Source organism: uncultured Fibrobacter sp., from assembly GCF_900316465.1.
Lineage (GTDB): Bacteria > Fibrobacterota > Fibrobacteria > Fibrobacterales > Fibrobacteraceae > Fibrobacter.
Window position 1 is genome coordinate 1 of record NZ_ONDD01000001.1, and the last position, 16512, is coordinate 16512.

Annotated in this window: 13 protein-coding genes and 1 rRNA gene; 7 read left to right on the top strand and 7 right to left on the bottom strand. The window is 51.4% G+C overall.

Features of this window, described 5'->3' with window-relative positions; genetic code table 11:
• Positions 1-62, bottom strand: a 16S ribosomal RNA gene (locus tag QZN53_RS00005); the annotation flags it as partial.
• A 468-nt stretch (positions 63-530) separates the two neighbouring features.
• Positions 531-1415 carry a tRNA (adenosine(37)-N6)-dimethylallyltransferase MiaA gene (gene miaA, locus QZN53_RS00010; protein ID WP_163436550.1) on the bottom strand — a complete coding sequence of 295 codons (885 nt, stop codon included), beginning with the start codon at positions 1413-1415 and terminating at the stop codon, positions 531-533.
• Between the two features lie 72 nt (positions 1416-1487).
• On the opposite strand from miaA, the gene QZN53_RS00015 reads away from it, so the two are divergent.
• Positions 1488-2555, top strand: a complete 1068-nt coding sequence (locus QZN53_RS00015; protein ID WP_294650673.1) for a divergent polysaccharide deacetylase family protein — start codon at positions 1488-1490, stop codon at positions 2553-2555.
• 13 nt (positions 2556-2568) lie between these two features.
• Complete coding sequence (locus QZN53_RS00020; RefSeq protein WP_163436554.1) at positions 2569-3297, top strand: pyridoxine 5'-phosphate synthase; 729 nt, start codon at positions 2569-2571, stop codon at positions 3295-3297.
• Here the strand turns inward: QZN53_RS00020 and truA are convergent.
• The 3 genes from truA to QZN53_RS00035 form a co-directional block, all read right to left on the bottom strand.
• Positions 3294-4046, bottom strand: a complete 753-nt coding sequence (gene truA, locus QZN53_RS00025; RefSeq protein WP_163436556.1) for a tRNA pseudouridine(38-40) synthase TruA — start codon at positions 4044-4046, stop codon at positions 3294-3296. The genes QZN53_RS00020 and truA overlap by 4 nt on opposite strands.
• A complete protein-coding gene (locus QZN53_RS00030; protein ID WP_163436558.1) occupies positions 4046-5008 on the bottom strand; it encodes a hypothetical protein in 963 nt (320 codons plus the stop codon). The genes truA and QZN53_RS00030 overlap by 1 nt, the downstream gene beginning before the upstream one ends.
• Positions 5009-5306: 298 nt before the next feature.
• Entirely contained in the window at positions 5307-6641 is a 1335-nt protein-coding gene (locus QZN53_RS00035; RefSeq protein ID WP_294650679.1) for a GGDEF domain-containing protein, read from the bottom strand.
• 191 nt (positions 6642-6832) lie between these two features.
• Between QZN53_RS00035 and QZN53_RS00040 the strand changes: the two genes are divergently transcribed.
• Together QZN53_RS00040 and QZN53_RS00045 are read left to right on the top strand one after the other, a co-directional pair.
• Positions 6833-9430: a TIGR03960 family B12-binding radical SAM protein gene (locus QZN53_RS00040; protein ID WP_294650681.1), complete on the top strand. Its 2598-nt coding sequence runs from the start codon at positions 6833-6835 to the stop codon at positions 9428-9430.
• A gap of 86 nt (positions 9431-9516) precedes the next feature.
• On the top strand, positions 9517-10218 hold the full coding sequence (locus tag QZN53_RS00045) for an outer membrane beta-barrel protein (RefSeq protein ID WP_163436562.1): 702 nt from the start codon (positions 9517-9519) through the stop codon (positions 10216-10218).
• A gap of 114 nt (positions 10219-10332) precedes the next feature.
• Here the strand turns inward: QZN53_RS00045 and QZN53_RS00050 are convergent, their stop codons facing one another.
• Positions 10333-10545: a hypothetical protein gene (locus QZN53_RS00050; protein WP_163436563.1), complete on the bottom strand. Its 213-nt coding sequence runs from the start codon at positions 10543-10545 to the stop codon at positions 10333-10335.
• 127 nt (positions 10546-10672) lie between these two features.
• On the opposite strand from QZN53_RS00050, the gene QZN53_RS00055 reads away from it, so the two are divergent.
• The 3 genes from QZN53_RS00055 (at position 10673) to QZN53_RS00065 (ending at position 14180) form a co-directional block, all read left to right on the top strand.
• Positions 10673-11470 carry a TIGR00730 family Rossman fold protein gene (locus QZN53_RS00055; protein ID WP_163436565.1) on the top strand — a complete coding sequence of 266 codons (798 nt, stop codon included), beginning with the start codon at positions 10673-10675 and terminating at the stop codon, positions 11468-11470.
• A gap of 75 nt (positions 11471-11545) precedes the next feature.
• Entirely contained in the window at positions 11546-12646 is a 1101-nt protein-coding gene (locus QZN53_RS00060; protein ID WP_163436567.1) for a protein kinase, read from the top strand.
• Positions 12647-12692: 46 nt separating this feature from the next.
• Complete coding sequence (locus tag QZN53_RS00065) at positions 12693-14180, top strand: DUF2339 domain-containing protein (RefSeq protein WP_163436569.1); 1488 nt, start codon at positions 12693-12695, stop codon at positions 14178-14180.
• Here QZN53_RS00065 and QZN53_RS00070 read toward each other — a convergent pair.
• Positions 14152-16479, bottom strand: a complete 2328-nt coding sequence (locus QZN53_RS00070) for an Ig-like domain-containing protein (RefSeq protein WP_163436570.1) — start codon at positions 16477-16479, stop codon at positions 14152-14154. The genes QZN53_RS00065 and QZN53_RS00070 overlap by 29 nt on opposite strands.
• Positions 16480-16512 lie beyond the last annotated feature (33 nt).

Below are 16512 nucleotides of genomic sequence, written 5' to 3' on the forward strand. Positions count from 1 at the left end.
ACTTGCATGTATAAGACACGCCACCAGCGTTCGTTCTGAGCCAGGATCAAACTCTTCATTAATTTTTTAAAGTCTTGGTCCCGTTAATCACGTTCGTATTATTGACTATTCCAAGAAATCTCTTGGACCCGTCACTAAGCACATCTCCGATTCCTTCAATCTACTCAGCAACCTCTCGGGTTGCTGTCCCTTGATCGCGGCTTACTTGGTTCTTCGCGTTTAGCGTTTCGTTTTCGGCCGTCCCTCTCAGGAACGACGCCAATTATAGAATTTTCAGGAACTTTTGCAAGGGTGTTTTTGCAGAAAAAATCGCATTTTTTTCTTATTTTCGCAAAAAACGGGAATAACACGACTCTTGCGCAGGGAATTACCCGAGAGTTCACAAACTATTCACAACTTTTTTAAGAGCCCCAAAAGTCTTTTCGCCAAAAAACGTTCAAAAAGAGCAATAAATCGGTTTTATAACCGACTATAGATGCAAACTTTGACTTCAAAAATTCTGTTAAAAGGTGTATTGGAGACTCAATACACTACAAAAGGCCCAAAATCGTCTTAAAAGGGTCCTCATTCATATCTACAGAAGTACAGTTCATCTGTCCGCGGAACCACGTAAGCTGCCTTTTGGCGTAATTGCGGGTCTTTTTCTTGACATCTTCAATAACTTCCGCCATTTCAGAGGCGTTTTGAGCCAGTAAAAGCTCGCGATAGCCCAAACTTTGCCATGCCGGAGCCGTAAGCGGTACCGTTTTAGAGAGTTCCCGGGCTTCTTCGACCCAGCCGTCCTTAATCATCTGATCTACGCGAGAATCGATTCGTTTGTACAAAACATCCCTTTCGCGCTGCAGCCAGAAAACAGACAGCGTCCCAATCCCACCAACACGCTCCTTCTGGTAACCAGATAAAGGACGACCAGCAGCCTCAAAAACTTCAAGGATTCGCACAAGGCGTTGCGCATTATTCGGGTCCACATTCGCAGCCGATTCAGGATCTACTTCGCAAGCCATTTTATACAAACTAGAAGACCCCTCGCAAGCAGCCATATCCTCAAACTTTTTACGGATTGTTGGAGGAACGGCAGGGATATTGGGCAAACCGAGAAGAAGACTTTGTACGTAAAGTCCTGTACCACCGACCAAGATGTAGTTTTTGTCAGGGTTTTCGGCCAACAAGCTTTTCACTTGGCGGCAAAACTCCCCCGCCGAAAAAGTTTCAGTCGGCGAAAGAAAATCAACCATGTGGTGTTTCACACGCTTAAGGCTTGCCGCATCCGGCTGCGCCGTGCCTATTGAAAATCCTTTGTACACCTGCCTGGAATCAACGCCAATGATTTCGGCATTAAACGATTCCGCTAGTCGCAGGGACAATTCCGATTTTCCAATTCCGGTCGCTCCGACCAAGGCAAACACAATAGGCATACCGGCAATTTAGTTATATTAGCACCTACCATGGGAAAAATGAAGCACATTCTTGCCATAATTATTGTTTTAGTGATTTTAATCGGAGGGTTCGTATTCTTACTTCCGAAACTCCCCGATCTATACAAGACAAAGGTACAGAAGCTACTTGGCCAAAAGGATTCTACGGCTGAACAGACTGTAGAAAAGGATACCCGTCCGTTCGAAGAAAAAATGGACGCGGCCTTGTCGCCGCTGCAGGTCAGCTACGCCAAGCGTAAAAAGCGCCATATCTGGACAATGGGTGGCGGCGAAACGGTCATCATGTATTTGCTGCAGGTTAAGCGTTTTGCCGAAAAGAATGGGGGCAAGATTCTTTACATGGAAGAACTCTACAATCTGGACCCTTCTATTTTCCAAGCCGCAAAGGTCGACCTTTTGAACGACAAGGGAGACACTCTCAAACTGGAACTTCAAGTCTCCCGAAATGAATTCAAGCCGGGAGCCTCGTTACTCGCAGTCGCCTTCCAGGTAACAAACCTGACGCCCGAACTGATTGTCGCCCTCAAAAAACTTGACTACCCGTACGACCTGTTGATTCCGCCATTCGGTTTAAGCGAAGCTGACTACGCGAGTTTAGACAACATAAACAACAAGAGCGAAACCCTTTGGCTCACGCTTGAATCGACCAAACTGAACAAGGCTCACAACAAATTAAGACCCTTGCGCATCCACCACACTGAAGAACAAATCGAGACCGTGATTGGAGATGCACATGCCAAGTTCCCGGAAGCAAGGGGCATTGTTTCGCGTTACGGCGAGCAGGCCGTAGAACACAAGCAACTTTTGCAGGCCATTTTGACACCCGCCAAGGACCGAGGTCTTTGGTTTTTGGATATTTCGGCGAACAAGCGTTCCATCGTGATGCAAACCTGCAAAGAAATCGGAATGAGATGCAAGACCGCCACGGCCTACAACCCGGAAAACAGCTCGCTTGACGACTATTCCAAGGCAAAAATCAGGGAAGCAAAGCGCAACGGCCTCGCCGTGATGATTCTTCCCTTGAGCATGAGCTCTATCGAAAAATTGAACGATTTGCCGGCAAAAGCGAAAGCCCAGGGTACCACTCTAATAAATTTATCTACTTTTATGAAGAAATGACAAGGAGCCTTGTATGACCGTAAAACTTGGATTTAACGTTGATCATATCGCCACCATCCGTGAAGCCCGCAAGATTTGCGAACCGGATCCGATTGCAGCGGCAGTACTTGCAGAAATCGCAGGCGCTGCAAGCATTACGATGCACTTGCGCGAAGATAAGCAGCATATCCAGGACCGCGACGTACAGCTTTTGCGCCGCACGGTTACGACCAAGATGAACTTGGAAATCAGCCCCACGCAAGAAATGCTCCAGGTGGCAATCAACAACCAGCCCGACACGGTGACGCTTGTCCCCGAAACCCATACGGAACTTTCGACCGAAGACGGTCTGAACGTTGCCGCCAAGGCAAACGACCTCGTGAAGCCGGTCATGACGCTCAAGAACAACGACATTTCCGTGGGCGTGTTCATTGACGCCGAAACCGAACAGGTCAAGGCAGCCAAGAAGATTGGCGCAGACTTTGTCGAATTCAACACCGGCAAGTACGCTACCAGTTTCACGCTCGGAAGCAACGAAGAAGTGGAACGCGAAATTTCCGCTCTCGAAGACATGACGGTTCTCGCCCGCAAATACGGCCTGAAGGTCAAGGCCGGCCGCGGACTCAACTACAGAAACGTCGGCGCCATCGCAGCGATCGAAGGCATCGACGAAATCATCGTCGGCCACAGCATTGTGAGCAAAGCTGTAATGATTGGCATCGACCGCGCCATCCGCGACATGATCGATGCGATTAAGGGCTAGTAGTCCTTATACTCCACATTCTGAAGTACAAGCCCTTGGGGCGGCGCCCACGTGCGTTCGCCCTTAAATTTTCTGTCGAAAATAGTCTGCACTGTTCCCAGCGGAAGTTTGCCGCGACCGACATCGAACAGCGTGCCGACCATGGCTCGCACTTGACGGTGCAAGAATCGGTTGCCCTTGATATGGAACATGCAGCTCCAGTCATTCAGGCGTTCCAGGCGGAATTCCGTGAGGATGCAGTCCGTCGGTTTGCCGTCGTTTCGGGGAATGCAGAAATCAATAAAATCGTGATGTCCCAAGAAGGACTTGGCCTCCTGCTCCATGGCATCGAGATCAAGATTCAAGGAGCCACACTCCCAACCGAAGTCACGCATGAGTGCGACCGGACGCGTAAAAATCGTATACTGATAATACCGGCACAAGGCATCATAGCGAGAATGGAAATCCGGCGCACAAGGTTCAAGGTCGCGAATGCGGATAAGCCTTTGGGTAAGCCCGTTAATCGAGCGAACCACTTTGGCGCAATCTATTTCGCCATCGAAATCAAAATGCACACACTGCCCACGGGCATGCACGCCCGTATCGGTACGGCCAGAACCCGTAATGCGTACCGGCGTACGAAGAGCGACGCTAAAAGCCTGTTCTAGCGCAGACTGAACAGTAACGAACTTGGTTTTTCCGCCCTCGTTCTGGGCCTGCCAGCCATAAAAAGCTGACCCCAGGTATTCGCAGCGGAAACGATAACGCATTAGCCCATGGCTTCCTTGATGACCGCTTCCACCTTTTCCTGAGAAATCTTCAGGCTAGAGGCAATAGCCGAGGCGGGGAATCCGCGGCGGGACATCTGGAGAATCTTCATCTTTTCGTTGGATTCACGATCGAAGCGAGTGATTTCGAGCGGGCTTTTGAGGTTCGGGTCGCCCGTGAGGTTGCGGCTCTGGGCGCGCAGCTTCATGGTGCGTTCACGAGAAAGACCGCGAGGGGCTCGCAATACGTCAGACAGATTCTGCATAGCAGAAGTGATACGTTCCTTGGCAGTAGGTCTGAGAGTCGGCTTGCTGTCGGGAACGCCCGTCAAAATCTTGTTTTCGGGAACACCGTTTTCGTCTTCGAATTCAACCTTCGGTTCTTCTTCGGGCTTGGGAGCCTGCTTTGCAGCGGCTTCCTGTGCAAGCGTTTCACGCTTTTGGGCGGCATACGCCTCGGCGTCAGCAATAATGGAACGCTTTTCGCGGCGCGGGCGCGGTGGAATCGTCGCATCGTCGAGAACAGCCTTGGGCTCCTTGAAACGTTCGGCCTTGATGGCTTCCATGCGGCGGGTAATAATTTCCTGACGCTTTCTCAGGACGAACACCAGAACGACAACGCAGACAGCGATGGCGAGAACGCCACCGAGGATCCACTTGACAATGTCAGACGTATGGGACTGACCTTCGACCGAGGCTCCCTCTGCAGGGGCAGACGCAGGTGCGGAACGCATGGAGGAGAGCTCTTCCCATGCAGAGTCCAACTGCAAACGGATATTTACCTGAAGGTCCGGATTCGCTTTTGCATTCCACAGTTCAAGTTCAAGCGAATCAATTTTAGAACGCGCTACGAGATAAGCTTCGGCGTCAAAAGAATTCCCCGAACCAGAGAAATCCATCAAGAGATACACAGCCAAAGCGGATGCCAAGACAAGCAGCACGATGGGAGCTAAAAATTTTTTCATAGCTTAAAAATAGTAAAAAAAAGAAAATACGCCCAATGAAATCCGTTGAGAATGTTGAAGAAATCTCAACGCTTTTCAACAAAGATAAGGCTAAGTACCCCTTTTACCCCACTCATTTTCTATCTTTCTACTCAAGAACTCTTTGTTCTCCTCCTAACCCCCAAAAAGCTCAGCTAGCGCAAGTTGGCTGAGTTTTTTTATTTCCGACCAAATCCGGGACCATTTGGGGCTTATAACAAAAAAGCCTGCAAAGCGGAGCTACTTTGCAGACAAATTAACAAATGATGTCTTTAACTGCTTATTTCCTGGGAGGCAGGGCCTCGGCAAGAATCACGCGATTGCCGCCGGACTGGACAGCCATCTGCATCGATTCGCCTGCAGCCTGCAGAAGTCCGCGGGCATCGCCTGCATGAGCCGGCATGACGGCCACGCCCATACTGAGGGTCGTTTCGAGGACGCTTTCGCCGTAGGCAATCTTGAGCTGAGAAATCTCGTTGCGGATTCGTTCGGCACGGGCACGCGTAATCTTGAGGTCTGCGCCCGGCAGAATCACGCAGAACACATCGCCTTCGTAACGGCACGGGATATCTTCGTTGCGGACATAGCCCGGCAGGCGCTGTCCCAGTTCCCACAGGAGCTGTTCCACCGCATGACGACCGCGCTGTTCCTGAATCTGGGACACAGAATCCGGATAAATCATGACAAGGCCAATCGGCGAACGGTGGCGGGTTGCCGCAGAAACTTCGCGAATCAGTGATTCTTCCATATAGCGGCGGTTGAACAGGCCCGTAAGGCCATCGCGAATGCTGTGCTGTTTGTAGCGGGCATTCAGGTTCTGGGTCGCAATATAAAGACCAAACGTTGCAGAAACCGCACTCACCTTGGCATGCCAGTCATCCATGGTTTCGTTGTCAGGCAGGGCATCGGTCTGCAGAGAGAAAATACCGAAATGTTCTTCGACGCCTTCAATCGGGGCGCAGAACGAAATTCCGTGCGGGTGGAGATGCAAGTGCGTGCAGCCCCCATTCACGCTCGGGTTCGAATAGTCCGTAATAACGATATCGCCGGCATCGAAGCTGGCGCATTCAACCGGGCGAATCACATCGTCGCTAATAACGGTTTCACCGAAAGAAAGAACCTTGTGCAAATCGGTCTGAGTTCCGGCATACATATACAGAATACCAGAAGCATTCGGGAACAGCTGCGGGAGCAAATCCTGCAGAGCCTTGATTACTTCGGGAACCGGACGGTCCTTCAAGAGGCAACGAGCATACTTTTTCCAAGCCTCGAGAGGGAACTTCACGCAAATTTCATCAACCTTTTTAGCAAGAGCTTCCTTCGAAGAGATAGCCCCCGTCGGGAGAGGCATGTCTTCGGGTTCCGGCGACGAAGCCAGAGGATCCGTTTCCGGCGTCGAAAGTCCAGACGTCATGGACAGCTTCGAGTCCTTGATGGAATAGAGAGCTTCGTTGAAGTCCTCTTCGGCAATATCAAGCTTTCGCTTGCACACGTTGTAGAGTACCAGGCCAAGGACAGCGCCCCAAGCCCCGATAAAGACGAACTTGCCACCAACGGGGACCGTCGTTTCGGGCACAAAAAACGCGACGACGACACCCGCGACAAACGTAACCAACCAAAAGAAATATGTTAGCATGCTCATGCTCTTAAATGTAGTTAAAAAGTGAATTTATAGATACACGGCACATAAATAACCCCAAAAAAACGGGAACTGCAAGTTTATTAACAGAAAAATGGGGCAACAACCCCCAAAACGCCCTCAGTTAATACTAAGCATTTGTAACTCCATGTAAAACAGGAGGGCTTTTGCATTTAGCTAAATTTGCCAACATGACCATTCTCGAAAAAATTGCTCTTGCCCTTCCCGCCGTCGAATCCCCCGCCCGCTATATGGGTGGTGAAGCGAACAGTGTCGTGAAGGACCATAGCCAGATGCTTTGCCGCATGGCGTTCGTGTTCCCCGACAAGTACGAAATCGGCATGAGCAATAACGGAATCCGCATCCTGTACCATGTCATCAACCGCGAACCGGATTTGCTGTGCGAAGTCTCTTTTGCACCGTGGGACGACATGGCAAAAGAAATGGAGAAGTACGACATTCCGCTGTACAGCTACGCAAGCTATACGCCGGTGCGTGATTTCGAAGTGGTCGGCATGACGCTCCAGACGGAACTCAATTTTACGAACGTGCCCTACGTGCTTGACATCGCGCGCATTCCCGTATGGCAGAAAGACCGCCGCGAAGAAGACCCGATTTTGGTGGCAGGCGGGCCCGCCATGGCAAACCCCGAGCCGGTTGTAGACTTCTTTGACGCCTTCATGATTGGTGACGGCGAAGACATGATCATCAAGTTCCTGCGCTGCGTGGGCGAAGGCCGTAAAGCTAAACTTCCCCGTGCCCAGATTCTAGAGAATTTGTCTAAAATTGACGGCGTGTACGTTCCGAGTCTCCGACCCACCGTCATCAACGAATTTGGCGACATCGTTCCTGCAGAGCCTGCCAAGGGCAGCTACCAGAACACGAACGGTGTGCGCAGGCAGTTCATTCCGGTAATGGATCCGAAGAACTACCCCATCAAGAACTTGATTGCCAACATGCAATTGGTACACAACCGATTCAGCGTCGAAGTCATGCGAGGCTGCGCCCAAGGTTGCCGTTTCTGTCAGGCAGGCATTTGGTACAGACCCTGCCGCGAACTCGACCCCGATGACGTCTTGGACATCGCCAAGGCTGGCATCAAGGCAACCGGCGAACGCGAACTTGGACTTCTTTCGCTTTCCACCGCCGACTACAAGCCCGTGGAAGGCTTGACCGACTCCATCATTGACGACCCGTTCTTCGATACGGTAGACGTGAGTCTCCCGAGCATCCGCGTGAACGCCTTCGGCGAAACGCTCGCCCAAAAGATTTCTGCCCTCAAGGGTGGCCGCAGCGCGACCTTCGCACCTGAAACCGGTTCCGAACGAATCCGCAAGATGATCAACAAGACCATCAGCGACCAGGACATGTACAACGCCGCCGAACACGCCTTCAGCAGCGGGTTCAACAAGATTAAGTTGTACACAATGATTGGTTTTCCGACCGAGAATGAACAGGACATGGAAGCGTTCTGCAACCTGATTGAAAACCTGGTCAAGATTGGTCGCAAGTACCTGCGCGGATGTCAAATCGCCGTGAGCATGGGTATTCTGATTCCGAAGTCCTTTACCGGGCTGCAGTGGGCTCCGTTCATGGACAAGGAAACCGCCCTCAAGCATATCCGCTACGTGCGCGAACGATTCTTTAGACACCCGAACGTGAAGGTGAACTGGGCCGGCTGGGAAACAAGCTTCCTCGAAGCCATATACAGCCGCGGCGACCGCAGGCTCGGCCCCGTGATTTACGCCGCCTACAAGAAGGGAATCATCTTCGAAAGCGACTCCTACCGTTTCGATTTCGAAAAATGGCAGCAGGTCTGGGAAGAATGCGGCTACGACACCAGCTGGGTGTACCGCATGCGCGAAAAAGACGAAGTGTTCCCGTGGGATTTCATTCACGCCGGCACAAGCAAACAGTACCTGCGCGGCGAATGGGAAAAAGCCTTCAAGGAAGACTCCGCACCGGTGCCCAACTGCAAATGGGGCGACTGCCAAAAGTGCGGCATTCCGGGCTTCGGCGCCGAAATCAAGCTCGCAAACGACCCGGTGCGCCACAAGGCCCCGAGCCGCACACCCGAGGAAATCAAGAAACTTGTCGCTGAACGCCGCCCCACGCAAAAGAGCTGCCACAGCTACAAGATTACTTTCAAGAAGACTGGTCTCAGCCGATTCTTGCCGCACCAGAACATGCTCAGTTTCTTCGAACGCACGTTCCTTTGCGCAGGCATTCCCATCAAGTTCAGCGAAGGCTTCAGCCCGAAGCCCCGCATTTCGAACATGGGCGCACTCCCGCTCGGTCTTGAAACCTACTGTGAAGTCATCAGCGTAGACTTATTGCAACCGCTTGACATTTCCAAGGAAAACTTGCCGAAGATTATGGCCGAACTTTCGAGGCCGTTCCCGCGCGGCATGGAAATCGTGAACATCGAACCGCTCAAGGAAAAGCTTTCGAAGCACATGCCGACGGCAATGATCTATTCGTTCACGCCCGAATCCATTCCCGAAGGCATCATGGAAAAGTTCGAAAGCAAGACGCTCCCCGTGGTACTCAACCACCGCGGTCAGGAAATCAACTTGAATGAACACATTCTTGGAATTCAAATTGCAGGCGGCGCCATTATCCTTAAGATCAAGTGTAACAACATGGGAACCACCGCAAGCCCGTTCAATATTTACGCGGCCTTGATGGGCGTCAATTTTGACCCCAAAAAGCTTGATGAGGCGTCAAGACGCTTCCTTATCAAGAAAATTGCGATGGAATGGTAAAACTTTAGCAAAGGTTATAACACTTTTTGACTTTTTTTATTAGTATTCCTAGTGGATTTTTGAAACACCCATTTAAGGAGTATTATATGAAAAAAATGTTTCTTGCTGCCGTGACGGCACTCGCCTTGTGCTCTTACAGCTACGCACAAGACGATGATGACGAATACGAAGAAGACGACGCCCCGGCTCGTGAAGAAGCTCCGGCGATCGAAGAAGACGACGCTCCGGTTGCAAAAACAGAAAAGAAATCCAAAGCCTCTTCTGGAGACGCCTTCCTGGGCCTCGGTATGGGTCTTACCGACAGCTACCAGCAAATTCACATCAAGTATAAGATTAGCAGCACGTTGACCGCTACCGGTATCTTGCTGTTGAACCACCATGGTGAATCCACCTACGAAGCAGGCGGTGCAGAAGTGGATATGGGTGACGATTATACCGCATTCGGTATCGGCGCCGGAATTGACTACTACCTCGACACTCCGGTACTTCCGACTTCTGTGGGTGCCGAAATCGCCTACATCAGCAACGGCGAACAGCTCTTAGCCAACGACGGAATGAATAAGTCCACCCTTTCTTCGAGCAACCTGAACATCAACCTGATGTTTGGTGTCCATGCAGAACTCGTCAAGAACTTCGAGCTTTCCGGAAAGGCTGGCCTCGGATTCGTGTACACGTCCTCTACGACAAAGACCACGGCAATCGCCGCAAACACCAGCTCCGAAACCGAAATGTCTAACTTGAGTTTCGGTCTTAAGGCCGGCGTTTACGCCACCTGGTTCTTCCTGTAATTAAGAAGACCTGTTAAGGCAAAAAATTTAGACCGTCCACCAGGGCGGTCTTTTTATGTTCATCCAGCGCTTCGGCAATAGGCTACCGGGCCTATTGCCTTCGCTTGGCATTATTTATTCTGCAGGCAGTATAATCTCGATATGTCGCGTGCTCACGTTCAAGAAGTGCGTACGGAACAAATCCTTTTCGCTCTTGTCGCTCACGCGCACTTGCGTTACGGCAATAAAGTCCTTGTTTTCACGGATGTAGTCCGTGAGACGTTCGTCGCGGAGCGTATCGATTTCGCCCGTGATGATAAAGCTGTCGGTCCAAATTTTTACTAGCATGTTATAAATATAAAGTTTTTTTTGTTTGCAAGTAGAAAAAAAGCGTTTTTTTGTTGCTTTTTGCCTTTTTGAGTGTATTTTAGGGATATAATATAGCTGTTGGGTGTTCCCAACCAAGGAGTTTACCATGGCAAAGAAAAAGGCAATCAAACTGACCCCCGGCAAAATGATCTACCATAATCTGGAATTTATCGATAGCGATGTCGGGCGCCCGATCAGAATTCTTTCCGAATTCATGGGGCCGTACCAGATTTTTGCACAGGAAGGCATCAAGAATACCATCGTGTTCTTCGGTTCTGCCCGCACGCTCCCCATGGCCGAACTCAAAAAACGCCAAAAAAGCTGCAAGAACAAGGCCGAACTTGCACGACTCAAACGACTGGAAGCCGTCGCAGAATACTACGACGCCGCGCGCGAACTGGGCGCGAAACTTGGCCGTTGGGCAAACAAGCAGCACGACCATGGTTTTGCGGTGATGACCGGTGGCGGTCCGGGCATTATGGAAGCAGGTAACCGTGGCGCAAACGACGTCGGTACCTCTTCAGTCGGCCTGAACATCAAGCTGCCCTTTGAACAGCACCCGAACCCCTACATCGACGACGATCTGAACCTGCAGTTCCGTTACTTCTTTATCCGTAAGTACTGGTTCATGAAAATGGCCAGAGCACTCGTGGTGTTCCCTGGCGGTTTCGGCACGCTCGACGAAATGTTCGAAATCTTGACGCTGATCCAGACAAAAAAATACGGCGACAAGATGCCCGTCGTGATTTACGGCAGCAAGTACTGGAACAAGGTAATCAATTGGAATCACCTCGCCGAAACCGGCATGATCGACAAGGACGACCTGAAGCTGTTCCATTTCTGCGATAACGTAGAAGATGCTTACAATGTCATTACAACGGCTCTCGAAAAGACTATGGATTAATCTCAAATAACTTTTATTGCAAGGTGTCGCTCGGCGGCACCTTGTTTTGTTTTGGGGATTAGCTAAATTTAGGACATGATTCGAAACATTCTGGCAGAAACATTAGATCGCGTATCTAGAAACTTGGCTCTCCGCCCGAACTACACCATGGAAGAATACCAGCGGTGGTTCGACCAGAATCCCGAATACATGCACAACGGGGCCATGCAGCATATCCAGCTCGTCGAGCCCCTGACGCTCGAAGGCACCAACAACCTTTACCGCGCCCAATACTGGCTGGAACACCCGAACGATCCCAGCCGCTATGTGGAGCAAGAAATCGTCGTCAAGATTTGCAAGTTCTGGGCAAGCCCCGGCAAGAACAGGCTCCACCGCCTGAACAGCCTCTTGAGCGCATTCCAAGACGAAATCCGCATCAACAACCTGATTCACGCCACCAATATCGAAGGCGTGGTGCAGAGCATGGGCGGCGGCATCGCCGGCAGACACCCTTACCTGAAAATGGAATTCATCAAGGGTTGTTCCCTCGACAGGCTTTTCAAGAAAGACCTGACCGATGACGAAATTCTGCATCGAGTTGCCCAGCTTGCCTACTTGGCAAACACGATTAGCCAGCTGCATTACTACCAGGTAGTGCACAAGGATTTAAAGCCCAAGAACCTGCTTCTGTGCCAGAATCCGCAACACAAGAACAACCACAAGATTCTCGTGTGCGACTTCGGTTACGCCCAAGCGAAAATGCGCGACACCATCACCGAATATGGTGGACAGATGACGCCTTGCTACAGTGCGCCCGAACAGGCGATCATGGGTGAAAACCTGTCGGCCTCGGTGGACTATTTCAGTTTCGGCATTATCGTGCACGAATACCTGACCGGCGAGAAGCTGTTCCCGCATTCGATGGACATCTTTATCGAAGACGGCTACCGCATTACCGACCGTTACCTGGAATACCTGAAGACCGGTCGAGAAAACCGATTTAACGACCCGAGATTCCCGGAACTCACGCAGTGGATTGACAACCTCACCATTTTCGACAGCTTCGAACGCATGCAGTGCTGCCCGAACTTGTTTGATATTGCTCACAAATTGCGCGAACGCGTTAACGCCCAAGGCTACCGCGACGTGAACACTGATTTCTTGTGGAACCAGCTGCGCGAATACAATCGTTTTTAATAAAAATAAAATTTTCACTTTCTAATTCATTAGTTATATTCAGGGTATGAATAAGCCCTCTATCTCGAATATTATCGCTCTTTTAAAAAAAGTGAAACCAGTCCATTACTTGGTGGTTTTGGCAATTATAGGTATCGGCATTTTTAACGCCGTCACCGGAATCATGCCGCAAGTCAAACAAAGCCGCTACGAACGAGGAATCGAAAAATCCTTTAACAAGTGGTGGGAAGATGAGGGTGCAAACCAGTTCAAGATTGTCGGAGTTGAACCGACCGAAAAAGTCAGACAAGAAGAATTCGAACAATTCCGCAACAGGGCTTTTGCGCTAAAGCCTTCGTACATTATCGAAGACCGCGTCGAGCTCATGAGAAAGGATTTCCGCGAATGGTGGGAAATCCGTGGCGGCAAAGAAGAATTTATAGCAAAGAACAACCGCTACCCCAGCGAATCTGACTTTAGGCGTGAACTTGCCGAATGGATTGACAAGTACACCGACAAATTCGCACGCTACAACATGGCGTTTGTCCCCAAGAAAGGGCAGTACGACCGACTGCTCACCAGTTGGATTCTGTTCCCGAGCGTGTGGAGCTACATTTTATTCGCCGTGCTCTTTGTGTTTACGCTTGTTCGTTTGGAAAAGCGTTGGCAATGGTTTATTCTGTGGGGATGCATTGTCGGCTGGGCTCTTATCGGCGGCGTTCTGGTAAGTGTCATGACCGGCACGAGTTTCTTTGACCATTACAGCGGCGAACGCTATATGGGCATGAGTCTTACGATTGCATTCCTGCTCGGCGCAACCGCATTCGCCCCGCGCAAGGAACTTTCTTCGCAGGCTCTTTCTGCCATTTGCTTTACGGGACTTTTGCTCGACATGGCCGTCAACTGGTTTATCAACCCGAACATTTTCGGCGCTGTCGCGGTACTTTCGCCCGTCGCCTTTGGCGCAGGAGCCGTTGCCGGCTTAAAGATTGAGACTCGCCGCAAGACCCGTTACGAACTCAAGCAAGAAGCGTTGCAAGAACGTGCCCGCCGCATTGAAAAGCGTAACCCCATGGCCGAAATGAAATCCAAGACCCGCACCATGATTCAGTCGGGAATTGAAAACGCCAAGGGCGGTCGCCCCGAGCAGGCTCTCAGCCTGCTGACGCAGGCGATGGTCCAGCTCTTGCAAGAACACCCGATTGACAAGGCTACGGTACTTTCGCTGGCCGACAGCATGAACAAGCTTTATATTGAAGTTTCAAGCAACCAGTGGCTCGAATGGGGCGAAATCGCAAAGAACAAGAACGCCCCCGAAGCAGCGATCATGTTCTTAAAGAAAGGCCTTTCGCTTGAAAAAGACAAGAACTTCGCAAGGCGCGCCCTCTATACCTTGGGCGAGACCTGCGTCATTCGCGAAATTGATGTTGAAGACGGTCTCAAGCACTTGCAAAAAGTCATCGAGATGAACAAAACCGACATCTTGGCTAAGCAAGCGCAAAAGATCCTGGATTCCTACAAAGCGCTTATCGACTCTTCACGTAACGGCGGTTAACGCTACCGTTTTTCGAATATTCCACCACCATCACGTGGGCGGCAGGCATCCTAGCAGGCATTTGCATGCCCGTAAACAACGGGCGGCCTTGCAGGTCGAAAATGCGGTAGTAGGCCGTTTCTGCTTCGGTGCCGCGATTCACGTGCTGGGCGATTGCGGTGGTTCCGCTGCTGGATTCTACGACTTCGGACGAGCTGGATTCAGGTTCCGCGCTCGACGAAGATTCTGCAACCTCGGACGAAGACGATTCGGGTTCAACCGTTCCCTCGACCGTAAAGGTGACGTATTCCGACATCCAGGTGAGCCCGGAGTTATCCGTCACGACAGCGACGGCAGAATGCGTGCCCGGAGCAAGGCCTTCGGCATTCACCTGGTAAGGCGATGCAGTCGCAGAGCCGACTAAAGTCGTTCCGACATAAAAATCAACCTTCTTGACAGAACCGTCGCTGTCCTTCGCATCAGCCTTCAAGGTGACAGCCTTGCCGGCATCGAACTTGGCCCCTGCAGAAGGCACTGTCATGGAAACACTTGCAGCCTTGTTGCTCTGGCCAAAGCCCTGGTTGTATTCGGGCATCTTGCCGTAGCGGCCACCCACGCCCACAAGGCTCGGGATTTCTTTCGGGATATTCGCCACCGTGCGTTTTTCGAAACTGTAGCTCGGGTTGAACGTCGCCGCATTCGGAACGCCCTGCGTCACAGTACCGTTGTAGCGGTGCTGTTGCTTAGTGCCGCTCCCGAACGTGACTCCACTAAAGTAAACGTAGCCGTTGTCGCCCCATTCGGCGAGGTAACCCTGGCCGTTATCGATATAGCTATTCTCGTAGCGTACGTAGGCCTTCGCGCTTGCACTATGGCCGTTTGCACCCGCCACAAAGAAGCGGTTGTAATCTACATACTGGTTGTACAGATGCACCTGAGAACCATTGCTTTCGCCAGTGACCTTCGGCACGCGGCCGTAGGTATTGTGCCAGTAGTTGTTTGCGTAAGTCAGGTGGGCATCTTCGACAAGCGCCATGTAGGGGTCGGTACCCCAGCAGTTGTATTCGTTCGCGCCGTCAAAATCCAGGTAGCTGATGGTGGCATCGTCCACGAATTCCATGTCCATGCCGTCACTGATCCACTTGTAACTGATGTGATCGGCCCAAAAGCCCTTCACATGCTTCGAGGCTGAACCTACGGTTTCGAGGCCATCGCCGCCTTCGATCAAGTGCGGGTTCACGTCGTAAATGGCGAGGTTGCGGTAGATGTGGTTGTAAGAGCCCTCGTTACTGCGCACCACAATGGAGGCACCGCGCAGGTTCGCACCGCGACCCATGCCCACAAGACTCTTGTTGGGCTTGGTGGTAATCCAGTTGCTCCACGCCTGCAGATTGTCCGATTCCTTCACGATTTCGAGTCCGGATTCACCGAGGCTCGCGCAGCTATTTTTCTCGAAGGCGATGCGGTAGAACTTATTCGTCTTGCCTGTCACGCGGTTCGTCTCGCCACAAGTCGTGCGGCACCAAGTACGCCCTTGCTTGTTCGCCTCGGTCACCGCATTGCGCATTTGCCTAAAATCGTAAGTGCCTTCGGGCACAAGGATTGTCACCGCATCGTTACTCTGCAAGTACTTGCGGATGCTTGCGGAATCGCTCGCGAAAACGATATTGCCGGCAGCGCCGCCCGTCGTAGAAGCACCGAAGCCTTCGGCCTTCACGTTGAACGTGAAAAGCAGAACCGCTGTCGGATCCGTTTCGGCAGAAGTCCAAATCCACTTGGCCTGCGTGTTTGCAGCAAAGCCGGAAAGCGCCGCCCCGCTCGGGAGCTTGTTGCTTGCGTAGTTAAGGGTTGTCGCACCGCCCCACTGGCTAAGGTCGCGGCCCTTGTTTTTCCACGAGTTGTTGCTCACTGCAGGCTTTGATTTCCAACCACTGCCGGAATAGTAAGACTTGTCCAGGTCGTCAATCTGCACCATGACGCCGGGGGCACCTTTACCGTTCACGCCCACGACCGAAATTGCATTTTCACCGGGAAGGAACGTCATCGGCACAAAGCGCACGCGGCCCGCCTGGTTGTCCTGTGCAAGGAGAGCGCCATTGTGGTAAAGTCTGTAGCCGCCATCGGCCACAATCCAGATACCCGGACCTTCGCCTGCGTTATAAGTCGCGGCAACCAACTGCGAACTGACCTTGTCACCACCGCCATAAGCCGATTCCGACGGAAGCGTCACCACCTCTGTCGCCGGAATTGCGGCGGTGGAAATTCCAAAAAGCGAGACAACGCCCGCTAAAGCCAACCCAACATCCTTTTTTACTCCCATTTTTTCCTCTTGTTGTAATATTGCCTTTTATAA

Excerpts from the sequence above, each read along its gene's own strand:
- QZN53_RS00060 (WP_163436567.1), top strand. The coding sequence starts at position 11,546 with ATGATTCGAAACATTCTGGCAGAAACATTAGATCGCGTATCTAGAAAC.
- QZN53_RS00030 (WP_163436558.1), bottom strand. The coding sequence starts at position 5,008 with ATGAAAAAATTTTTAGCTCCCATCGTGCTGCTTGTCTTGGCATCCGCT.
- QZN53_RS00050 (WP_163436563.1), bottom strand. The coding sequence starts at position 10,545 with ATGCTAGTAAAAATTTGGACCGACAGCTTTATCATCACGGGCGAAATC.
- QZN53_RS00055 (WP_163436565.1), top strand. The coding sequence starts at position 10,673 with ATGGCAAAGAAAAAGGCAATCAAACTGACCCCCGGCAAAATGATCTAC.
- truA (WP_163436556.1), bottom strand. The coding sequence starts at position 4,046 with ATGCGTTATCGTTTCCGCTGCGAATACCTGGGGTCAGCTTTTTATGGC.
- QZN53_RS00020 (WP_163436554.1), top strand. The coding sequence starts at position 2,569 with ATGACCGTAAAACTTGGATTTAACGTTGATCATATCGCCACCATCCGT.
- QZN53_RS00065 (WP_163436569.1), top strand. The coding sequence starts at position 12,693 with ATGAATAAGCCCTCTATCTCGAATATTATCGCTCTTTTAAAAAAAGTG.
- QZN53_RS00045 (WP_163436562.1), top strand. The coding sequence starts at position 9,517 with ATGAAAAAAATGTTTCTTGCTGCCGTGACGGCACTCGCCTTGTGCTCT.
- QZN53_RS00070 (WP_163436570.1), bottom strand. The coding sequence starts at position 16,479 with ATGGGAGTAAAAAAGGATGTTGGGTTGGCTTTAGCGGGCGTTGTCTCG.
- miaA (WP_163436550.1), bottom strand. The coding sequence starts at position 1,415 with ATGCCTATTGTGTTTGCCTTGGTCGGAGCGACCGGAATTGGAAAATCG.